This is a genomic window from Pseudomonas sp. Z18(2022), assembly GCF_036346535.1.
Classification (GTDB): domain Bacteria; phylum Pseudomonadota; class Gammaproteobacteria; order Pseudomonadales; family Pseudomonadaceae; genus Aquipseudomonas; species Aquipseudomonas yamanorum_A.
Genome location: NZ_JAOTOA010000004.1, coordinates 225,418 through 242,373 on the forward strand (window position 1 = coordinate 225,418; position 16,956 = coordinate 242,373).

A 16,956-nucleotide genomic window follows, 5' to 3' on the forward strand; every position below is an offset into this window, starting at 1 on the left:
CAACCGTTAAAGGTCGGTATTGATAATTAATCTCAACTAACTTGCCGTCGCGGCGGTTTCGGCTCTGATCCTACGTCACCCAGGAAGCCAACAGCGCAGCCAAGTTCTTCAAGCCCGACAGCGAAGTGTTCAACACCTCCAGCGACACCGAATCCGTGCTGCCCTCGCCCGACCAGGCGCTGGAGTTGACCTACCGCTACACCGACGGTGAATATGGCGAAGTGATGCCGTCCCAGGTAATCCCCAATACCTCCGGCAGCGTGCCGCAATGGCAGCCCGGCACCATGCGCATCAACGCCTACACCGTGCGCTACACCTTCAAGCCCGAAGACAACCTGTTGATTGATTTCAGCGCCAACGCCTGGACCACCAAGGTCCAGAGCTAAGCGTTCAACGGCCCAGTGACGGTGACGCCTTTGTACGGCCATGACGACGACGCCGACCCGCTCGGTGAAACCTACCAGGACGCGTTGCGCAACCGCACCAAGGACAAGCGTTGGGGCATGGACCTGAACAACACCTCGCGCTTCGACTGCTGGCGCATCTGGAGCGATTCAAACGTTACCCGCAAAACGCCCGGGATCGTGGTGACCGCGGCGTGGCGTACTTGCGGTTTGAAATCGACAGCAACGGGAAGGTGCTGAGTGCGAGCATTGTTCGCTCGGCGGGTTTCGCGGAGTTGGACGCGGCGACGCTGGACATGATCAGCCGCTCCTCCCCCGTACCGCGCCCTCCGCAGGGCAGCAAACTGCGGTTTACGGTACCGGTGGTGTTTGCAAAATAAGTCGTCATGCAACGCAACAGTTTTAAAAGCTGCGTTTTGCAGCAGCGGTCTAGGGTTTGTAGAGACACGTAACCTGCAGCTCATCTGCTGGTTAAAATACCTCTTGCAAGACTTATAAAAGACTTATTAATCTCTGATGAACTCAATCCTTTGGACCCGTAAAGCAGTGAAGCAGTTATTGCGCTTGCATTCACAACATCAAAGGCAAGTTCGCGATGCAGTGTCTGCTCTCGAATACATGCCTGATGTCGCCAACGTCAAAACGCTGGTGAACCACAGCAAGGGTTATCGATTGCGTGCAGGCAACTATCGAGTACTTTTCGACTGGGACGGGGAAATCCATGTGATCAGCATTCAAGAGGTAAAGAAACGTGACGAACGTACCTACTGACATACAAATCATTAACGACCTCGAGGGGAACCCTGCCTTTGTGGTGATCCCTTACGAGCAATACTTGGCTCAGCAGAACCACCAGGATCTCATTCCACATGCGGTCGTCAGCCGTGTCGTAGAGGGTGCCACGCCCATCCGGGCCTGGCGCGAACACCTCAACCTGACACAAGAGGAAGTAGCCAAACGCCTTGGCATTTCCCAACCGGCGTATGCCCAACAGGAGGCGGTCAACAAACCGCGTAGGGCGACACGGGAAAAGATTGCAAAGGCATTCGGCATCAACGCAGATCAGTTGGAACTATAAGACTTACTCAGGAAAATCAGCGCCCTCGGTCACGTCAGCCCACGCATCAAAATCCGTACTCAGCGCCTTCACCTTGACCCGCGCAAAGTTCAACGCAGCCTTGCCCAGCAGCAAGCGCAATGGCGGTTGTTCAGCCTCCACCGCCTTGACGATGGCAATCGCCGCGCGCACCGGATCACCCGGCTGCTTGCCGCTGTAGTTGCGGACCATGTTGGCCCGAGCCACTGCCGTCTCCTTATAGTCGGCAATCCCGTGAGCCGCCTCGTTGGCCGAACGCCCGGCCCAGTCGGTGCGGAACGGACCTGGCTCAACCAGCAACACCTTGATCCCCAGCGGCGCGACCTCCTGGGACAACGCCTCGGAAAGGCCCTCGACCGCAAACTTGGTCGCGTTGTAGAAACTCAGCGACGGGAATGCCGCAATGCCGCCAACCGACGAAATGTTCACCACGGTGCCTGAACGCCGGGCGCGCATGCCTGGCAAGGCCGCGCGGGTCATGGCGCTCAAGCCCCATACGTTGATTTCGAACATGTTGCGCACATCATCCAGGTCGCTTTCTTCGAAGGAGCCGAAATAGCCGACACCGGCGTTGTTGACCAGCACATCGATATGCCCGAAGCGCGCTTCAGCCGCTTTGACAGCCGCCTCGACCTGGGCCTGGTCGGTCACGTCCAGCTTCAGGACCAGGGCGTTATCTTCGTGGCCGGCGACGATATCCTGCACCTGTTGCGGATTACGCGCGGTGACCACGGTCGGGTAGCCGAGGCTCAAGGTGTGCAACGCCAGTTGGCGGCCGAAACCGGTGGAGCAGCCAGTGATGAACCAGACGGGGTTTGCGGTGGAAGTCGTCATAAAGGGCCAATCCTCGTGTGTGTAGGAAAAGTATGCGCGCCGCTGTTCTTGCTAAAAAGATGCATAATCCGCAAGGCCCTTTCGGAAATACCACACAATGGATACGCCCGATTTCCAGCAACTGCGCCTGTTTTTGCAGGTTGCCCGCTCGAAAAGCTTCACCCAGGCAGCCGACGCCAGCAGCCTCTCGGTGTCGACCGTCAGCCATCGCGTGCGCGCCCTGGAGAAACAGCTGGGCGTGCAATTGCTCAACCGCACCACCCGCAGCGTCAGCGTGACCGAAGCCGGCGAGCAGTTGATCCAGAAGATCACGCCGCTGCTGGAAGAACTGCAAACCAGCCTGCACAGCGTAGCCGCTGCCACGGTCGACGCCGCCGGCACCTTGCGCCTGAACATTCCCTCCACTGCCAGCAGAATGGTCCTGCAACCGTTACTCCAGCGCTTCCTACGCAAATACCCGGGGATCAATCTGGAAGTGGCGGTGGACAACAGCCTGGTGGACATCGTCGCCCAGGGTTTTGACGCGGGCATCCGTTACGACCACGTGCTGGCCGAAGACATGGTGGTGGTGCCGGTGGCGACGCAGCTGCGATTCGTCATCGTGGCGACGCCGGAGTATTTGCAGGGGCGCAAGCTGCCTACTCATCCCCACGATTTGCTCGAGCATGAGTGCGTCAACTACCGCAGCGCGCAGACCGGCTCGCTGCATCGCTGGGACTTTGAAAAGGCCGGCAAGCAGATGCGGGTCACGGTAAAAGGCCGGCTGGCGACCAATGACGTGGAGTTGATGGTGCGGGGCGCGCTGGATGGGTTCGGCTTTGCCTACGTGGCCCGCTCCAGCGTCGAGCAGTACCTGCAACGCGGTGAGCTGGTGGAGGTTTTGGACGACTGGATTGCCCACAGTGCGCTGTATTTGTATTACTTCAACCGTACGAACACGCCGAAGAAGTTGCGGGTGTTTATCGAGTTCCTGAAGGAAGAATTCGGGACCTGATCCATTCACAAAGCGAACCCCATCATGCTCTACCGTTTTGCCGCCGACGGCCTGGTGCTGTTTCATTTGTCGTTCATTTTGTTTGTGCTGTTTGGCGGCCTGCTTGCGCTCAAATGGCGACCGGTGATGTGGCTGCATTTGCCTGCTGCCGCGTGGGGTGTTGCCGTTGAAGTATTCCACCTGCCCTGCCCGCTGACCCGCTGGGAAAATCTGTTTCGTCATTTGGCCGGGCAGGACGGTTATGGCGGCGGGTTTATCGAGCATTACATCCTGACCCTGATCTACCCGGCCGGGCTGACTCCCGAGATCCAGTTGGGTTTGGGCGCGCTGGTGCTGCTGATCAATATCGCGGTGTATGTGCGGTTGATCAGGCGCCGTTAGGCAGACAGCCGATGTCAGCCAACGTCGCCTCGACCGCTTCATCCAAAGGTGTGTGCGGTTCGCTGCCCAATGTTTGCACGAGACGGCGGTTATCCATGCGCACCTCGGTTTGCCACAGGTAACGCATTTCCTGCATCTCACGGAAGGTGGTGACAAAGGGTGCGGCCAGTTTCAGCAGCCACCACGGGAAAGCACGCACAGCAGGTTGCTGGCCGGTCCTGCGTGACACCACCCGCTGAATCGCCAGGCTCATCTGCCGGCCATCGGCGTCGATATGGCCCGCCATATGAAAACGGGCAAAGGCATCCAGAGAGTCTCGGCGTGCAATCAACGCCACCATGGTGCTTGCCACGTCAGGCAGATAAGCCCACTGATGCCCCACGCCGGGCGTGCCTGGATAAGTCACGCTGGTCACCGGCTTTGCGGGCTTGACCAAGCCTTGGGAAAACCAGCTGCTGCCAGCCTTGGCACCGAAGAAATCGCCAGCCCGCACGATCAATACCCGAGCGCCGTGCTGGCTGGCCTCGCGCAAACGCTGCTCCATCTCCACCCGGATCGCGCCCTTGCGGGTACGCGGGTTCTGGGGTGAGTCCTCTTCTAACCGCGCAAATGCATCGGGACCGTAGTTGTAAACCGTGCCCGGCAAGACAATCGTCGCCCCTTCAGCGATAGCCGCCGCAATGCTGTTGTCGATCATCGGCAACACCAGCTCCGCCCAGCGCTGATAGCCGGGCGGGTTCACCGCATGCACGATCACCGAACAGCCCTTCGCCGCCGCAACAACCTCCTCACGATTCAGCGCATCGCCTTTTATCCATATGAAATCGGCGCTCTGTTTGTGGGCCTTATCCACATCCCTCGTCAGGGCGCATACCTGCCAACCGGCGGCAAACAGCTGCCGCGCCACCTCACCACCAATCCCGCCTGTCGCGCCCAACACCAGAACCTTGTTCATGCTTTTTCCCCTGAGGGTTACTTGATGGGGCGATTCTGTTCGTCGCCGGGCTATAGAGGAATTGCCGAAGATCATCCAGACGCTATACATTTATGCATGGCATCGAATATTGGTTGGGAGCTTTACCGGTCATTCCTCGGCGTACTCAAGGAGGGATCACTGTCGGGGGCCGCACGGTTGCTCGGCATTACGCAGCCCACGGTGGGCCGGCACATCGCTGCGCTGGAGAAAGCCCTGGGTGTCGTCCTGTTCACCCGCTCCCCCAGCGGCCTGCTGCCCACGGCCGTCGCCCTCACCCTGCGCACCCACGCCGAGACCATGGAAACCACCGCCGCCGCCCTCGAACGTGCCGCTTCACCTCAAGGCCCGGAAGTGCGAGGCGTGGTGCGGGTGTCTGCCAGCGAAGTGATCGGCGTGGAAGTCCTGCCGCCGATCATCACCCGCCTGCGCCAACAGCACCCGCACCTCAAGGTCGAACTGGTACTGAGCAACCGCCTGCTGGACCTGCTGCAACTGGAAGCCGACATCGCCGTGCGAATGGTCCGACCCAGCCAGGAACAACTGCTGGCGAAACGTATCGGCGTGATCGAAGTCGGCCTGCACGCACGCAACGACTACCTGCAACAACACGGCACACCCCAGAGCCTGAACGACCTCACCGCCCACTCAGTCATCGGCTACGACCAGGAAAGCGCCTTCATCCGCAGCCTGGCCGTCAAAGGGTTCGAGCGCAGCGCCTTTTCCCTCAGCAGCGACAGCGACCTTGCACAACTCGCCCTGATCCGCGCCGGCGCTGGCATCGGTGGCTGCCAGGTCAAACTGGCCCGGCAAGACACCCGCCTGAGCCGGGTCCTGCCCGACGCATTCGCGCTGCAACTGGACACCTGGGTCACCATGCACGAAGACCTGCGCAACAGCCCGCGTTGCCGCGTCACCTTTGATGCCCTGGTGGCCGGTTTGCAGCATTACGTACAGGATTGAGACAGCTTCGCTGGTGAAGAATCAGAGTCCCTCAAACCCTTCATAGACGCCCCCATGTCCGAAGCCTTCGAAGTCCCCAGCCCCCACGAAAAACACGTCGAACACACCACCGAACATGCCCACAGGCAGGGCGACAATTTCGCCAGCCGCATTGCCGTGATGACCGCCATCATGGCCACTGTCGGCGCCATGCTCAGCTACCAGGCCGGCTCCACCGAAAGTGAAGCGGCGATGGACAAAAACAACGCCGCCATCTTCAAGACCGAAGCCGCCAACCAGTGGAACTACTACCAGGCCAAATCCAGCCGGCAGAACCTGGCGGAGCTGGCGACGCATATTCCGGGCGTTGATGCCAAGCACTACACCGATGAGATCGAGCGTTATAAAACCCAGAAGGAAGACGTGCGCAAACAGGCGGAAAAGCTTGAAGCGACGTCAAAGGAATGGGATGAAAAGTCAGAGCAGGCACTGCATCAACATCACCGCTGGGCACAGGCGATGACCGCGATTCAGATCGCGATTTCGTTGGCGGCGATTACGTTGCTGACAAGGAAGGAATGGTTGAAGCGCATGGCGTATACCGCTGGGGGTGTGAGTGTGGTGCTGGGTGGGATGGCGTGGTTGCATATTTGAGAGCTGGATTCTCATCGCCCCTCGAAAGCAGAAATACGACGTCACGTATCGTCGTATTTCGCTGATAGCTATCACCAAACCAAACCGACTATAAAACTCGCCATCGCTCGCAACCTGGAAAGTTGACTATTGATGGGAGAAAACGAATTCAGTCAGTGCGTCTCGGATGCCAGAAGCGCTGAAACGTTGAACACCTCACTGAATGATTACTTCGCGGCAGAATGCCTTCAGATCTTCGCTCAAGTGGAGGACCTGTTTCTCTACCAGACCAGCAGTACCAAATACCTGACTGAGTTAATGCCGGAAGTGAGCCTCGGCACCAAATTTGTCGGCCTTGAGGTTGAGAAAATCTATTCCGATACGGAGGTTTATACCTTTCGTACGGAAGGGATGAATGGAAACTACTTCTCCGTGATGGTGAAGCCAAAAAAGGTTTGGATTGATGTAAGTTGGGTTGAGCCAGGCAGAGGTGGTAACGGTATATACGCCGCTGTGGGGGCCTTCGCAGCCAATACAAAGCGCGAATTTATCGGCGACCCGGACGGGCTATCGGACATAGCAACGCGCCGCAGAACCGATGCAATGCTTTCATCCGCCCTCAAACACAAAACAACTGACCATGTCCGACCACATCTGCGACAAATTGACGGTGATGAACAACTGGGCATTCCGTCGCTGAGCTGGGTTGACGGTGACACGCTTGGCAATATCCAGCGTATGATTAAAACGACCTATGAATCCCTGACCTTCTACGTGCCGGAGGTACGAAATGCTTATTACGACTTCGCAAACAAAACCTTCCGAGACACTGCGGGCCGACAGCTTCTGGATGGAAATCTGGCAAAGTGGAGCTTTGAGCATCCAGGAAGCCGAAAGGCGGGCGCAGGGCTCGCGACGCTTAAAAGAGGCCTACTCGTCGGTACCCTTCTACGCGAAGAAGGCAGCTCGAGACTCTCAATTCTGGAGCAAATTTTACGCGAGCCGCGTGAATTCGTAGAAAAAGGCAATCTTGCGGGAATCTTCTACTGACCATCTGATGCCCGCTCCTCCCTAACTCACTCATATTCACCAGCCTCCTCGCGCCAGAAAACATCGGCATATTCTGGCATATCGGCTTGGGGTCCCACCTCTACTCGCTATATAGTAAAACGCATAACGCCTGACACTATAAAGCCGAGGAAAAGCCGGTGACCGCACAATCATCCAAGGAAGCTGTGGGCGTCGCCTACAGCCTCGACTCAATGCGCTACGCCCAGGCCATGACCTGGCGCGCCATCGAAGCACTGTCCAAACTCATCCGCCCCGGCATGCTCGAATCCGAAGCTCGCGAACTCGGCAAAAAAGTCCTCGCCGACCTCGACATGCAACGCATCTGGCACCCGCTGCTGGTGCGCTTTGGTGCCAACACCCTCAAAACTTTCAAGGAACGCTCCGACGGCGACCCGGTTCTGGGGGAAAACGACATCTACTTCATCGACATGGGCGCCGTGTGGCAAGGGCATGAAGGGGATGCCGGGGCGACATTCAGCACCGGTAGCAATCCCGAGATGGCCGCGTGCGCGAGCGCAGCGAAAGAATTGTTTGACCGGGTTGAACAGCGCTGGAGGAACGACAAAGTCGTCGGCCTGGAGCTGTATCGTTTTGCCGAAGAGCAAGCGAAGGAAATGGGCTGGGTGTTGAACCTGGACATCAAAGGGCACCGCGTCAGCGATTTCCCCCATGCGATTTATCGGGGCGGTGACCTTGGGGATTTTGACCAGTATCCGAATGAAGGGTTGTGGATTCTTGAGATACAAATTGCGCACCCGAGCGGAGCTTATGGTGCGTTTTACGAAGATTTGCTGGCTTAACTTTTTCAAGGAATAAAGATGGAACGCTCGACCGAATTTCCCGTGCTGTTGTTTTCCTACGGCACATTGCAGGACAAGGCTGTGCAACTGTCCAACTTTGGCCGGGAGCTGGTGGGTCAGCAGGATGCGATGCTGGGGTACTCGAAAAGCTGGGTGGAGATTACGGACCCTGAGGTGTTGGCGGCCAGTGGCAAGACCCATCATCCGATCGTTGCGCCGAGCGGGCGGAATGAGGACAGTGTCGAGGGGATGGTGTTTCAGATTACCGAGCAGGAACTGGCGGCGGCGGATGCGTATGAGGTGTCGGACTATAAGCGGGTTTCGGTGGGGTTGGCTTCGGGGTTGACGGCTTGGGTTTATGTGCAGGCTTGAGAGCGTGCAGCTCGTCACCCGGGGTGATTTCCTACAGATCAATCGGAAGGCATGCCCTGCCAGGTTTGTGAGGTGGGGCATATAGTTCGCCGGTCGCTCTCAAAGCGACCGGGTTTGGCGACTCGACTATAAAGACGGCAGAAGCCTCCCGGCTAATTTGCGGGATGCTCCTGCGCGCAATAAGCTACCCAATGGTAGCTGTGCGCGGGAGACCTTCGGGTCTGCCGGCATTGTCCGTCTTTTTCCGGTTCGCCAACCCGCGTACAGCTGCCACCTTTTGTTTGGCGACAAATGTGTGGCTACTCTCCTCCTTAAGAGAACGGACATCACATATGAATCAATACATGGCCCTCACCAGCAACGATTGCGAGACACCTGCCCTTTTTGTAGATACCACTGCGCCGCTGGACGTTTTGCTGGACGCTGCTGGTTATCGAATTCGTGCTGTTACGCAAGTTCTTGAAAATCTGGCACTGCGTGCGGAAATCAGCAGCGATACAGTTGTGCTCAGTGACTTTTCACTGCTTTGCTCGATTCCGTTGCGCGATGGTTGTGATTTGCTGGATGTTATAGGGCGGCGTATGGCTACGCAGTGTTCCTAAACCCATTGGCTTAATTTTCCCTGGCACAACCACCTATTCAAACCCCAGAAACCACAAAACCCCTGATTTCTCTCGAAATCAGGGGTTTTGTTTACATCGAATTTGGCGGTGAAGGAGAGATTCGAACTCTCGATACAATTTCTTGTATACACACTTTCCAGGCGTGCTCCTTAAGCCACTCGGACACTTCACCGTATCTCGTCAAACTGATTCAGTCTGTCGAGGCGCGCTAATGTAGTCGAAAGCTTTTCCGATGGCAAAGGTTTTTTTCAGAATTTTCATGCGCTTAGGCGGTTATGCCGTTCCAGCCCTCTGCGGCGCCATGCACACCACGGCGATTCTGCCATTCTCGGGCACTCGCGGCGCTTGTCTATAGTAGCTGCTGCGCCCTGCTGAAGGCCGCCTGCGGGCGGGCATGCGGGAAAAGTCTGACTGGGTAGTCAGTCATGGCGCTTTACCAGGACGGGCGCGGTGGGTAACGTCTGCCGTCTGTCCTTCTATTACAAGCATTACAAGGAATCGCGTCATGAGTGAGTTGATTGCCTACCACCTCGAAGACGGTATCGCGACCCTGACCCTGAGCAACGGCAAGGTGAATGCCATTTCGCCGGCCGTGGTCAGTGCGTTTAATCAAGCGCTGGATCAGGCCGAGAAGGATCGGGCGGTGGTGATCATCACGGGCACGCCGGGGATTTTGTCCGGGGGCTATGATTTGAAGGTGATGACCGCCGGCCCTAAAGAAGCGGTGAGCCTGGTGACGTCGGGTTCCACCCTCGCCCGCCGCCTGTTGTCGCACCCGTTCCCGGTGATCGTGGCGTGCCCCGGGCACGCAGTGGCCAAGGGTGCGTTCCTGTTGTTGTCGGCGGATTACCGGATTGGTGTAGACGGGCCGTTCAGCATTGGCCTGAATGAAGTGATGATCGGCATGACCATGCACCACGCCGGGATCGAGCTGGCACGGGATCGTCTGCGCAAGTCGGCCTTCCACCGCTCGGTGATCAATGCCGAAATGTTTAACCCGCAGGACGCATTGGGCGCCGGGTTCCTGGACAAGGTGGTCGCACCGGAAGAGTTGCAGGCCGCTGCGCTGGAGGCGGCTCGCCAACTGAAGAAGATCAATATGAACGCCCACAAGCACACCAAGCTGAAGGTGCGTAAGGCGCTGCTGGAAGCCCTGGATGACGCGATCATTCAGGATCAGGGGCACTTGGGTTAATCAAACCTGCGCCTGCTGAATCGAAGCCCGACCTTGAGTCGGGCTTTTTCTTACAAAGAATTCTGGATTGCCTACAACCGCTCTAGACAGTGTCTGTCACGTCTTGTTGAAACATGCGCTTAAACATCGCCTATCTCCTGACTCTATAGGGGCAATTGCCGAATACAGTGCACATCCGTACACTGCGCCACCTTTTGTCCCGATGGGCTGTGTCGATGCTTTTTTTGTTACGCATGTTGTTGATGGGCCTGCATTTTATGATTGCGGGCGTGCTGGGCGTGCTGCTGGGGATCTGCCGGCCGTTTAACCCGGACAACAGTCGTTACTGCGCGCGCCTGTATGCCGTGCCGGCGATGTGGCTGTTGCGCCTGCGGGTCAAAGCGGATGTCGACTCGTTGCGCAACAAGCCCAGCAGTTGCGTGATCATCGCCAACCATCAGTCCAACTATGACCTGTTTGTGTTCGGCACGGTGGTGCCCTACCGCACGGTGTGTATCGGCAAGAAGAGCCTGAAGTGGGTGCCGCTGTTCGGCCAGTTGTTCTGGCTGGCGGGCAATGTGTTGATTGATCGGGGCAACGCGCACAAGGCGCGGCGTTCGATGCTGACCACCACCCACACCTTGCAGCATAAGAACACCTCGATCTGGGTATTCCCGGAAGGCACGCGTAACTTCGGCGAAACCCTGCTGCCGTTCAAGAAAGGCGCGTTCCAGATGGCTATCGCCGCGGGCGTGCCGATTGTGCAGGTGTGTGTCAGCACGTATGTGAAGCAGATGAAGCTCAACCGCTGGAACAGTGGCGATATTCTGATTCGCTCGTTGCCGCCGATTCCTACGAAGGGGCTGACGATGGATGACATGCCGCTGTTAATGCAGACTTGCCGCGAGCAAATGAAAGACTGTATTGAGGCCATGGATCGAGAACTGGAAATGGTCCCCTGTAGGAGCGAGCTTGCTCGCGAAGGACGTTAACGATTACGCGACCTTTCTGGATTAAAGCGCCGCTCTCAGGTTTTTCGCGAGCAAGCTCGCTCCTACAGAGGGCGCGTTCAGGCTAAGCTGCCCAGCAACTGTCATCCAATAAAGAAGCGATCAGCACTATGGGTAGAGTTGTTGCGGCCGCCGTCTATAGCGCCGGAAAGAAAGTCACCGATATCACCCTCGACGAAGGCGCCGCCTGGGCCGCCAAGCCCGACCACTTTGTGTGGATCGGCCTAGAGGAGCCCAGCGCCCTGGAACTGGCCAACCTGCAACGCCAGTTCAACCTGCACGAACTGGCCATCGAAGACGCCCTGGAAAAACACAGCCGCCCCAAACTTGAAACCTTCGGCGACGCGCTGTTTATCGTGACCTACTCACCGGTTCGCGATAACGGCAAGCTGGAGTTTATCGAGACCCATATCTTTGCCGGCAACGGCTACATCATCACGGCCCGCAACGGCCATTCGGCGTCCTACGGCTATGTGCGCCAGCGCTGTGAGGCGCGGCCGCTGTTGCTGGAGCATGGGGAAGATTTCGTACTCTATGCGCTGCTGGATTTTGTCACCGAGAACTACCAGCCCGTGAGCGAGGCGATTCATGCCGAGGTCGATGAGTTGGAGCGCAATGTTCTGTGCAACTCCCTGAATGAACACGACATCCAAAAACTCCACGGCTTGCGCCGCGATGTGCTGCGGCTGAAGCGTTATGTGGCGCCGATGGTGGAAATCAGTCAGGAGCTGCAGAAGCTGAGTTTTCCGTTTATCGACAAGAACATGCGCCCGTACTTTCGCGACGTGCAGATTCACGTCACGCGGCAGATGGAAGACCTGACCACCCTGCGGGATATTGCCAGCCAGACCATTGAGATTGGGGTGTTGCTGGAAGCCCAGCGCCAAAGCGTGGTGCAGCGCAAGTTTGCCGCGTGGGCGGCGATTCTGGCGTTCCCGACGGCGGTGGCCGGGATTTACGGGATGAACTTCCAGAACATGCCGGAGCTGCAATGGCACTACGGCTATTTTGCGGTGCTGGGGTTTATTGCGGTGGGGTGTACGGGGTTGTGGGCCAGTTTCAAGCGTTCAGGCTGGCTGTAACACGCTCTTCAATGTGCAGAAGATCAAACTGTGGGAGCTGGCTTGCCTGCGATAGCATCACCTGGGTTTTACTGAAAAACCGAGGTGTCTGCATCGCAGGCAAGCCAGCTCCTACATTATTGTGCGTCAGGCCGCGCCGGCTTCTGGTTTGTGCGCCACAAACCGCATCATCCATTCCGCCACGGTGACGCCGTGGTGGTCTCGTTCCAGGCTGGCCACACCGTTGGTGTAAACCTTCTCCCCCAGGGTTGTCTGAAGAATCTCCAGCAACTCGCGGGAATAGTCGTGGATAAATTCCGGGTGGCCCTGGAAGCACAGCACCTGGTCTTCAATGTGGTACGCCGCAAACGGACAGAATTCGCTGGACGCGATCACGGTGGCGTTTTCCGGCAAGGTGGTGACCTGGTCCTGGTGGCTGATCAACAGCGTCAGTTCTTCCACCACCGGGCTCATCCACGGGGCCTTGGCGTTCAGTTTGTAGTCATGGATGCCCATGCCCCAACCCTTGGTCGCCCGCTCGGTCTTGCCGCCCAACAGTAGCGCCAGCAACTGGTGGCCGAAGCAGATGCCGATCAGCTTGTCGCCACGGGCATGGCGGTCGAGCAGGTAGGTCTTGAGGGTCTGGATCCACGGATCGGTGCCAAAGGAGTCGGCCTTGCTGCCCGTCACCAGGTAGGCGTCGAACACTTCTTCATCCGCCGGGTATTCACCCTGCACCACGTTATAGATGACGAACTCGGCGGCAATCGGCTGCTTGGAGAACAGGCGCTTGAACATCTGCCCGTACCCTTGGTACTGATCGATCAGCCCGGGACGCAGGATATCGGTTTCCAGGATGCACACGCGTAACGACATAAAAAATACCTGACACGGCGATGGGAATAATGAACACCCCCAGAGCCTGCCTTGAAATACCCTTCCAAGGCAAGCCCCACATTTGGTCACCGAAACACTTCACCTTGTGCAGCTTTCTCCAACAACAGCGCCGGCGGCGTGAAGCGCTCACCGTATTGCTCGGCCAGGTAACGCGCCCGGGCGATGAAGTCGTTCAGGCCGTACTGGTTGATGAATTGCAGCGCCCCACCGCTCCAGGCGGCAAAGCCGATACCGAAGATCGAGCCAACGTTGGCATCGGCCGTCGACATCAACACGCCCTCCTCCACACAGCGCACGGTTTCGATGGCCTGGATGAACAACAAACGGTCGCGCACGTCTCGCGGCGAGATCTGTTGACCGGGCTTTTCAAAGCGGCTTTTCAGCTCCGGCCACAAGTGTTTCTGCCCGCCCGCCGGGTAATCGTAGAAACCACCACCCGCCGCCTTGCCGGGACGTTTGTATTCGTTGAGCAACAAATCGATCACCGCAAACGCCGGATGCTGGGGTAACGGCTTGCCCTCGGCCTGCAGGTCCTTGGCCGTCTGCTGGCGGATATGGCTCATCAGGCTGAGGGAAACTTCGTCAGAGACCGCCAGCGGTCCCACAGGCATGCCCGCTTTGCGAGCCTCGGTCTCGATCATCGGCGCGGCCACGCCTTCGCCGAGCATGGCGATGCCTTCGTTGGTGAAGGTGCCGAACACCCGCGAGGTGAAGAAGCCACGACTGTCATTGACCACGATCGGGGTTTTCTTGATTTGCAGTACGAAATCAAAACCCCGAGCCAGGGTTTCGTCGCTGGTGCGGGCGCCCTTGATGATTTCCACCAGGGGCATTTTGTCCACCGGGCTGAAGAAGTGCAGGCCGATAAACTTGCCCTGGTCAGGCACCGCCGTGGCCAGGCCGCTGATGGGCAAGGTGGAGGTATTGGAGGCGATTACCGCGTCGGCACCCACCACGCTTTGCGCGGCAGCCGAGACCTTGGCCTTGAGTTCCCGGTCTTCGAAGACGGCTTCGATGATCAGGTCGCAGCCGGCGAGGTCGGCATCAGACTCGGTAGGAACAATCCGCGCGAGGATGGTTTCCCGCTGTTCGGCGGTCAATTGCCCACGACTGACCTTCTTGTCCAGCAACGTTGCCGAGTGGGCCTTGCCCTTCTCCGCTGCCGCCAGGTTGACGTCCTTCAGCACCACCTCAACGCCCGCCGAGGCGCTGACGTACGCAATGCCCGCGCCCATCATCCCGGCGCCAAGCACGCCAACCTTGCGTGTCACATACGGCGCAAAGCCCTTGGGCCGCGAGCTGCCGGCGTTGATTTCATTGAGCTGGAACCAGAAGGTGCCAATCATGTTCTTCGCCACTTGCCCGGTAACCAGCTCGGTGAAGTAGCGCGTTTCGATCAGGTGCGCGGTGTCGAAATCCACCTGGGCGCCTTCCACGGCGGCGCAGAGGATTTTCTCCGGGGCCGGGAAGCAGCCATTGGTTTTGCTACGCAATACAGATGGCGCGATGGCAAGCATTTGCGCGACTTTCGGGTTGGACGGCGTACCGCCAGGGATCTGGTAACCCTTGATGTCCCAACGCTGTTTCGCGTCCGGATTGGCCAGGATCCACGCCCGGGACTTGGCCAGCAGCTCGTCACGGTCTGCCGCCAGTTCGTCAATCAACCCCGCTTGCAACGCCTGCTGCGGCGTAATCTTTTTACCTTCCAGCAAGTAGGGCAAGGCCTTTTCCAGGCCCAGCATACGCACCATGCGCACCACGCCACCGCCGCCCGGCAAAAGCCCGAGGGTGACTTCCGGCAGGCCGATCTGTACCGACTTGTGGTCCAGCGCCACGCGGTGCTGGCACGCCAGGCAAATCTCCCAACCTCCGCCCAACGCCGCGCCGTTAATGGCGGCCACTACCGGCTTGCCGAGGGTTTCCAGGGTGCGCAACTGCGCCTTCAACAGCAACACGCTGTCGTAGAAAGCCTTGGCGTGGGGCTTGTCGACCTTGATCAATTCATTGAGGTCGCCGCCGGCGAAGAAGGTCTTTTTCGCCGAGGTGATGATCACGCCGGCAATCGAATCCTTCTCGGCGTTCAGACGGGCGACCGTGGCCGCCATGGCCTCGCGGTACACCCCGTTCATGGTGTTGGCGCTCTGGCCGGGCATGTCGATGGTCAGCACCACGATCTGGTCCTGGCCTTTTTCGTAACGAATGGCATCGGTCATGACTGATTCCTTAGGCTCAGAGGCGTTCGATGATAGTGGCGATACCCATGCCGCCGCCGACACACAAGGTGGCCAGGCCATACCGCTGCTGGCGCACCTCCAGTTCGTCGAGCAAGGTGCCGAGAATCGCGCAGCCCGTGGCGCCCAGCGGGTGGCCCATGGCGATGGAGCCGCCGTTGACGTTGACCCGGGCGGCGTCGATGCCCATGTCCTTGATGAACTTGAGCACCACCGAGGCAAACGCTTCGTTGACCTCGAACAGGTCGATGTCTTCCACCCGCAGGCCCGCCTTGGCCAGGGCCTTGCGGGTTGCCGGCGCCGGGCCGGTGAGCATGATGGTGGGGTCGGTGCTGGTGACCGCCGTGGCGACGATCCGCGCCCGGGGTTGCAGGCCGAGTTCGCGGCCCTTCGCTTCAGAGCCAATCAACATGAGCGCCGCCCCGTCGACGATCCCGGAACTGTTGCCCGGTGTGTGCACATGATTGATACGCTCGACATGGCTGTAGACCCGCAAGGCCGTGGCATCGAAACCCATCTGGCCCATCATTTCGAAGCTGGGTTTGAGCTTGCCCAGGCCTTCGAGTGTGGAATCGGCGCGGATGAACTCGTCCTGGTCCAGCAGCACGATGCCGTTCTGGTCCTGCACCGGGATCAGCGACTTGTTGAAGGAACCGTCTGATCTGGCCCGTGCCGCTTTCTGCTGGGAGTGCAGGGCAAAGGCATCGACGTCGTGGCGGGTGAAGCCTTCCAGCGTGGCGATCAGGTCGGCGCCGATGCCCTGCGGCGTGAAGTGGCTGTGCATATTGGTTTGCGGGTCGAGCACCCAGGCGCCGCCGTCGCTGCCCATGGGCACGCGGGACATGGACTCGACACCGCCGACCACCACCAGGTCTTCAAACCCTGAACGCACTTTCATCGCGCCGAGGTTCACCGCCTCCAGGCCCGAGGCGCAAAAGCGGTTGATCTGCACGCCGGCGACGCTGACGTCCCAGTCCGCCACCAGGGCAGCGGTCTTGGCGATGTCGGCGCCCTGGTCGCCAACCGGTGTGACGCAACCGAGGACGATGTCATCCACTTGCCGCGTATCCAGGCCGGTGCGCTGTTGCAGCGCCGTCAGCAACCCGGCCACCAGGTTTACCGGCTTGACGCTGTGCAAGGCGCCATCCGCCTTGCCTTTGCCACGGGGCGTGCGTATCGCATCAAAGATCAAAGCTTGGGTCATGACGTCCTCGAATCACTGGGCAACGAATCGTGCCCCTACCTTAGGCGCCGGGGCGCCGGATTCAATGACCGAACCGCTCATTGACCTTGACGTGCGCGCTCAGACGAACGGTAGGAGGCTACGAGAATCGGCTGATTAATCGTTTTAGCTGTCTAGCCGTAGGGCTGGCGTCTGGCTGGCAATTGGCCTCATGCCTTTTTAATAAGAAACCGCAAGGTGATGAGATTAAATGGATCTAAGCCATGCAGAACGGGGG

The 16,956-nt window shown here is 58.6% G+C and carries 21 protein-coding genes and 1 tRNA gene; 16 read left to right on the plus strand and 6 right to left on the minus strand.

The features are described 5' to 3' along the window. The first annotated feature begins 125 nt into the window (after positions 1-125). The 5 genes from V3W39_RS11835 to V3W39_RS11850 all read left to right on the plus strand — a co-directional run bounded on the left by V3W39_RS11835 (position 126) and on the right by V3W39_RS11850 (position 1,482). Positions 126-386 (plus strand): hypothetical protein, encoded by a 261-nt coding sequence (locus V3W39_RS11835; protein WP_330212673.1) that lies wholly within the window; start codon positions 126-128, stop codon positions 384-386. A 30-nt stretch (positions 387-416) separates the two neighbouring features. Next, positions 417-644, plus strand: coding sequence for a hypothetical protein (locus V3W39_RS11840; RefSeq protein WP_330212674.1), 228 nt, complete (start codon positions 417-419; stop codon positions 642-644). Further along, a complete protein-coding gene (locus V3W39_RS33775) occupies positions 599-784 on the plus strand; it encodes an energy transducer TonB family protein (protein WP_442968400.1) in 186 nt (61 codons plus the stop codon). The genes V3W39_RS11840 and V3W39_RS33775 overlap by 46 nt, the downstream gene beginning before the upstream one ends. 136 nt (positions 785-920) lie before the next feature. Continuing rightward, positions 921-1,175: a type II toxin-antitoxin system RelE family toxin gene (locus tag V3W39_RS11845; RefSeq protein ID WP_177043007.1), complete on the plus strand. Its 255-nt coding sequence runs from the start codon at positions 921-923 to the stop codon at positions 1,173-1,175. Continuing rightward, positions 1,156-1,482 carry a helix-turn-helix domain-containing protein gene (locus V3W39_RS11850; protein WP_177077302.1) on the plus strand — a complete coding sequence of 109 codons (327 nt, stop codon included), beginning with the start codon at positions 1,156-1,158 and terminating at the stop codon, positions 1,480-1,482. The genes V3W39_RS11845 and V3W39_RS11850 overlap by 20 nt, the downstream gene beginning before the upstream one ends. Positions 1,483-1,485: 3 nt before the next feature. Here the strand turns inward: V3W39_RS11850 and V3W39_RS11855 are convergent, their stop codons facing one another. Next, a complete protein-coding gene (locus V3W39_RS11855) occupies positions 1,486-2,334 on the minus strand; it encodes an oxidoreductase (protein ID WP_330212675.1) in 849 nt (282 codons plus the stop codon). Between the two features lie 97 nt (positions 2,335-2,431). On the opposite strand from V3W39_RS11855, the gene V3W39_RS11860 reads away from it, so the two are divergent. Together V3W39_RS11860 and V3W39_RS11865 are read left to right on the plus strand one after the other, a co-directional pair. Then, positions 2,432-3,328, plus strand: coding sequence for a LysR family transcriptional regulator (locus V3W39_RS11860; protein WP_177045126.1), 897 nt, complete (start codon positions 2,432-2,434; stop codon positions 3,326-3,328). A 24-nt stretch (positions 3,329-3,352) separates the two neighbouring features. Continuing rightward, a complete protein-coding gene (locus V3W39_RS11865; protein WP_177120723.1) occupies positions 3,353-3,709 on the plus strand; it encodes a DUF2784 domain-containing protein in 357 nt (118 codons plus the stop codon). Here the strand turns inward: V3W39_RS11865 and V3W39_RS11870 are convergent. After that, positions 3,696-4,664, minus strand: coding sequence for an SDR family oxidoreductase (locus V3W39_RS11870; protein ID WP_330212676.1), 969 nt, complete (start codon positions 4,662-4,664; stop codon positions 3,696-3,698). The two genes, V3W39_RS11865 and V3W39_RS11870, sit on opposite strands and share 14 nt — an antisense overlap. A gap of 96 nt (positions 4,665-4,760) precedes the next feature. Here V3W39_RS11870 and V3W39_RS11875 point away from each other — a divergent pair, with 96 nt between their 5' ends. From V3W39_RS11875 to V3W39_RS11900, 6 genes are all read left to right on the plus strand, one after another. Continuing rightward, the gene (locus tag V3W39_RS11875) at positions 4,761-5,645 is read left to right on the plus strand and encodes a LysR family transcriptional regulator (protein ID WP_177113637.1); all 885 of its coding nucleotides are present in this window, start codon (positions 4,761-4,763) and stop codon (positions 5,643-5,645) included. A gap of 54 nt (positions 5,646-5,699) precedes the next feature. After that, positions 5,700-6,278, plus strand: a complete 579-nt coding sequence (locus tag V3W39_RS11880; protein WP_177120726.1) for a DUF4337 domain-containing protein — start codon at positions 5,700-5,702, stop codon at positions 6,276-6,278. A gap of 132 nt (positions 6,279-6,410) precedes the next feature. Further along, positions 6,411-7,307: a hypothetical protein gene (locus V3W39_RS11885; RefSeq protein WP_259195971.1), complete on the plus strand. Its 897-nt coding sequence runs from the start codon at positions 6,411-6,413 to the stop codon at positions 7,305-7,307. A gap of 158 nt (positions 7,308-7,465) precedes the next feature. Continuing rightward, positions 7,466-8,128 carry a M24 family metallopeptidase gene (locus V3W39_RS11890; RefSeq protein ID WP_330212677.1) on the plus strand — a complete coding sequence of 221 codons (663 nt, stop codon included), beginning with the start codon at positions 7,466-7,468 and terminating at the stop codon, positions 8,126-8,128. A gap of 18 nt (positions 8,129-8,146) precedes the next feature. Further along, complete coding sequence (locus tag V3W39_RS11895) at positions 8,147-8,500, plus strand: gamma-glutamylcyclotransferase family protein (RefSeq protein ID WP_177042999.1); 354 nt, start codon at positions 8,147-8,149, stop codon at positions 8,498-8,500. A gap of 332 nt (positions 8,501-8,832) precedes the next feature. Beyond that, positions 8,833-9,102 carry a hypothetical protein gene (locus tag V3W39_RS11900; RefSeq protein ID WP_004371186.1) on the plus strand — a complete coding sequence of 90 codons (270 nt, stop codon included), beginning with the start codon at positions 8,833-8,835 and terminating at the stop codon, positions 9,100-9,102. Between the two features lie 103 nt (positions 9,103-9,205). Here the strand turns inward: V3W39_RS11900 and V3W39_RS11905 are convergent. After that, positions 9,206-9,295 (minus strand) — tRNA-Ser (locus tag V3W39_RS11905). A gap of 333 nt (positions 9,296-9,628) precedes the next feature. Between V3W39_RS11905 and V3W39_RS11910 the strand changes: the two genes are divergently transcribed. From V3W39_RS11910 to V3W39_RS11920, 3 genes are all read left to right on the plus strand, one after another. Further along, positions 9,629-10,318, plus strand: a complete 690-nt coding sequence (locus V3W39_RS11910) for a crotonase/enoyl-CoA hydratase family protein (protein ID WP_102369687.1) — start codon at positions 9,629-9,631, stop codon at positions 10,316-10,318. 215 nt (positions 10,319-10,533) lie between these two features. After that, complete coding sequence (locus V3W39_RS11915) at positions 10,534-11,289, plus strand: lysophospholipid acyltransferase family protein (RefSeq protein ID WP_177120727.1); 756 nt, start codon at positions 10,534-10,536, stop codon at positions 11,287-11,289. Positions 11,290-11,417: 128 nt separating this feature from the next. After that, positions 11,418-12,389 (plus strand): magnesium and cobalt transport protein CorA, encoded by a 972-nt coding sequence (locus tag V3W39_RS11920; protein WP_177042996.1) that lies wholly within the window; start codon positions 11,418-11,420, stop codon positions 12,387-12,389. Between the two features lie 126 nt (positions 12,390-12,515). Here the strand turns inward: V3W39_RS11920 and V3W39_RS11925 are convergent, their stop codons facing one another. The 3 genes from V3W39_RS11925 to V3W39_RS11935 form a co-directional block, all read right to left on the minus strand. Continuing rightward, a complete protein-coding gene (locus V3W39_RS11925) occupies positions 12,516-13,244 on the minus strand; it encodes an amidotransferase (RefSeq protein ID WP_169385989.1) in 729 nt (242 codons plus the stop codon). 86 nt (positions 13,245-13,330) lie between these two features. Continuing rightward, positions 13,331-15,478, minus strand: coding sequence for a 3-hydroxyacyl-CoA dehydrogenase NAD-binding domain-containing protein (locus V3W39_RS11930; RefSeq protein ID WP_330212678.1), 2,148 nt, complete (start codon positions 15,476-15,478; stop codon positions 13,331-13,333). Positions 15,479-15,494: 16 nt separating this feature from the next. Further along, complete coding sequence (locus V3W39_RS11935) at positions 15,495-16,700, minus strand: acetyl-CoA C-acetyltransferase (protein WP_330212679.1); 1,206 nt, start codon at positions 16,698-16,700, stop codon at positions 15,495-15,497. Positions 16,701-16,956 lie beyond the last annotated feature (256 nt).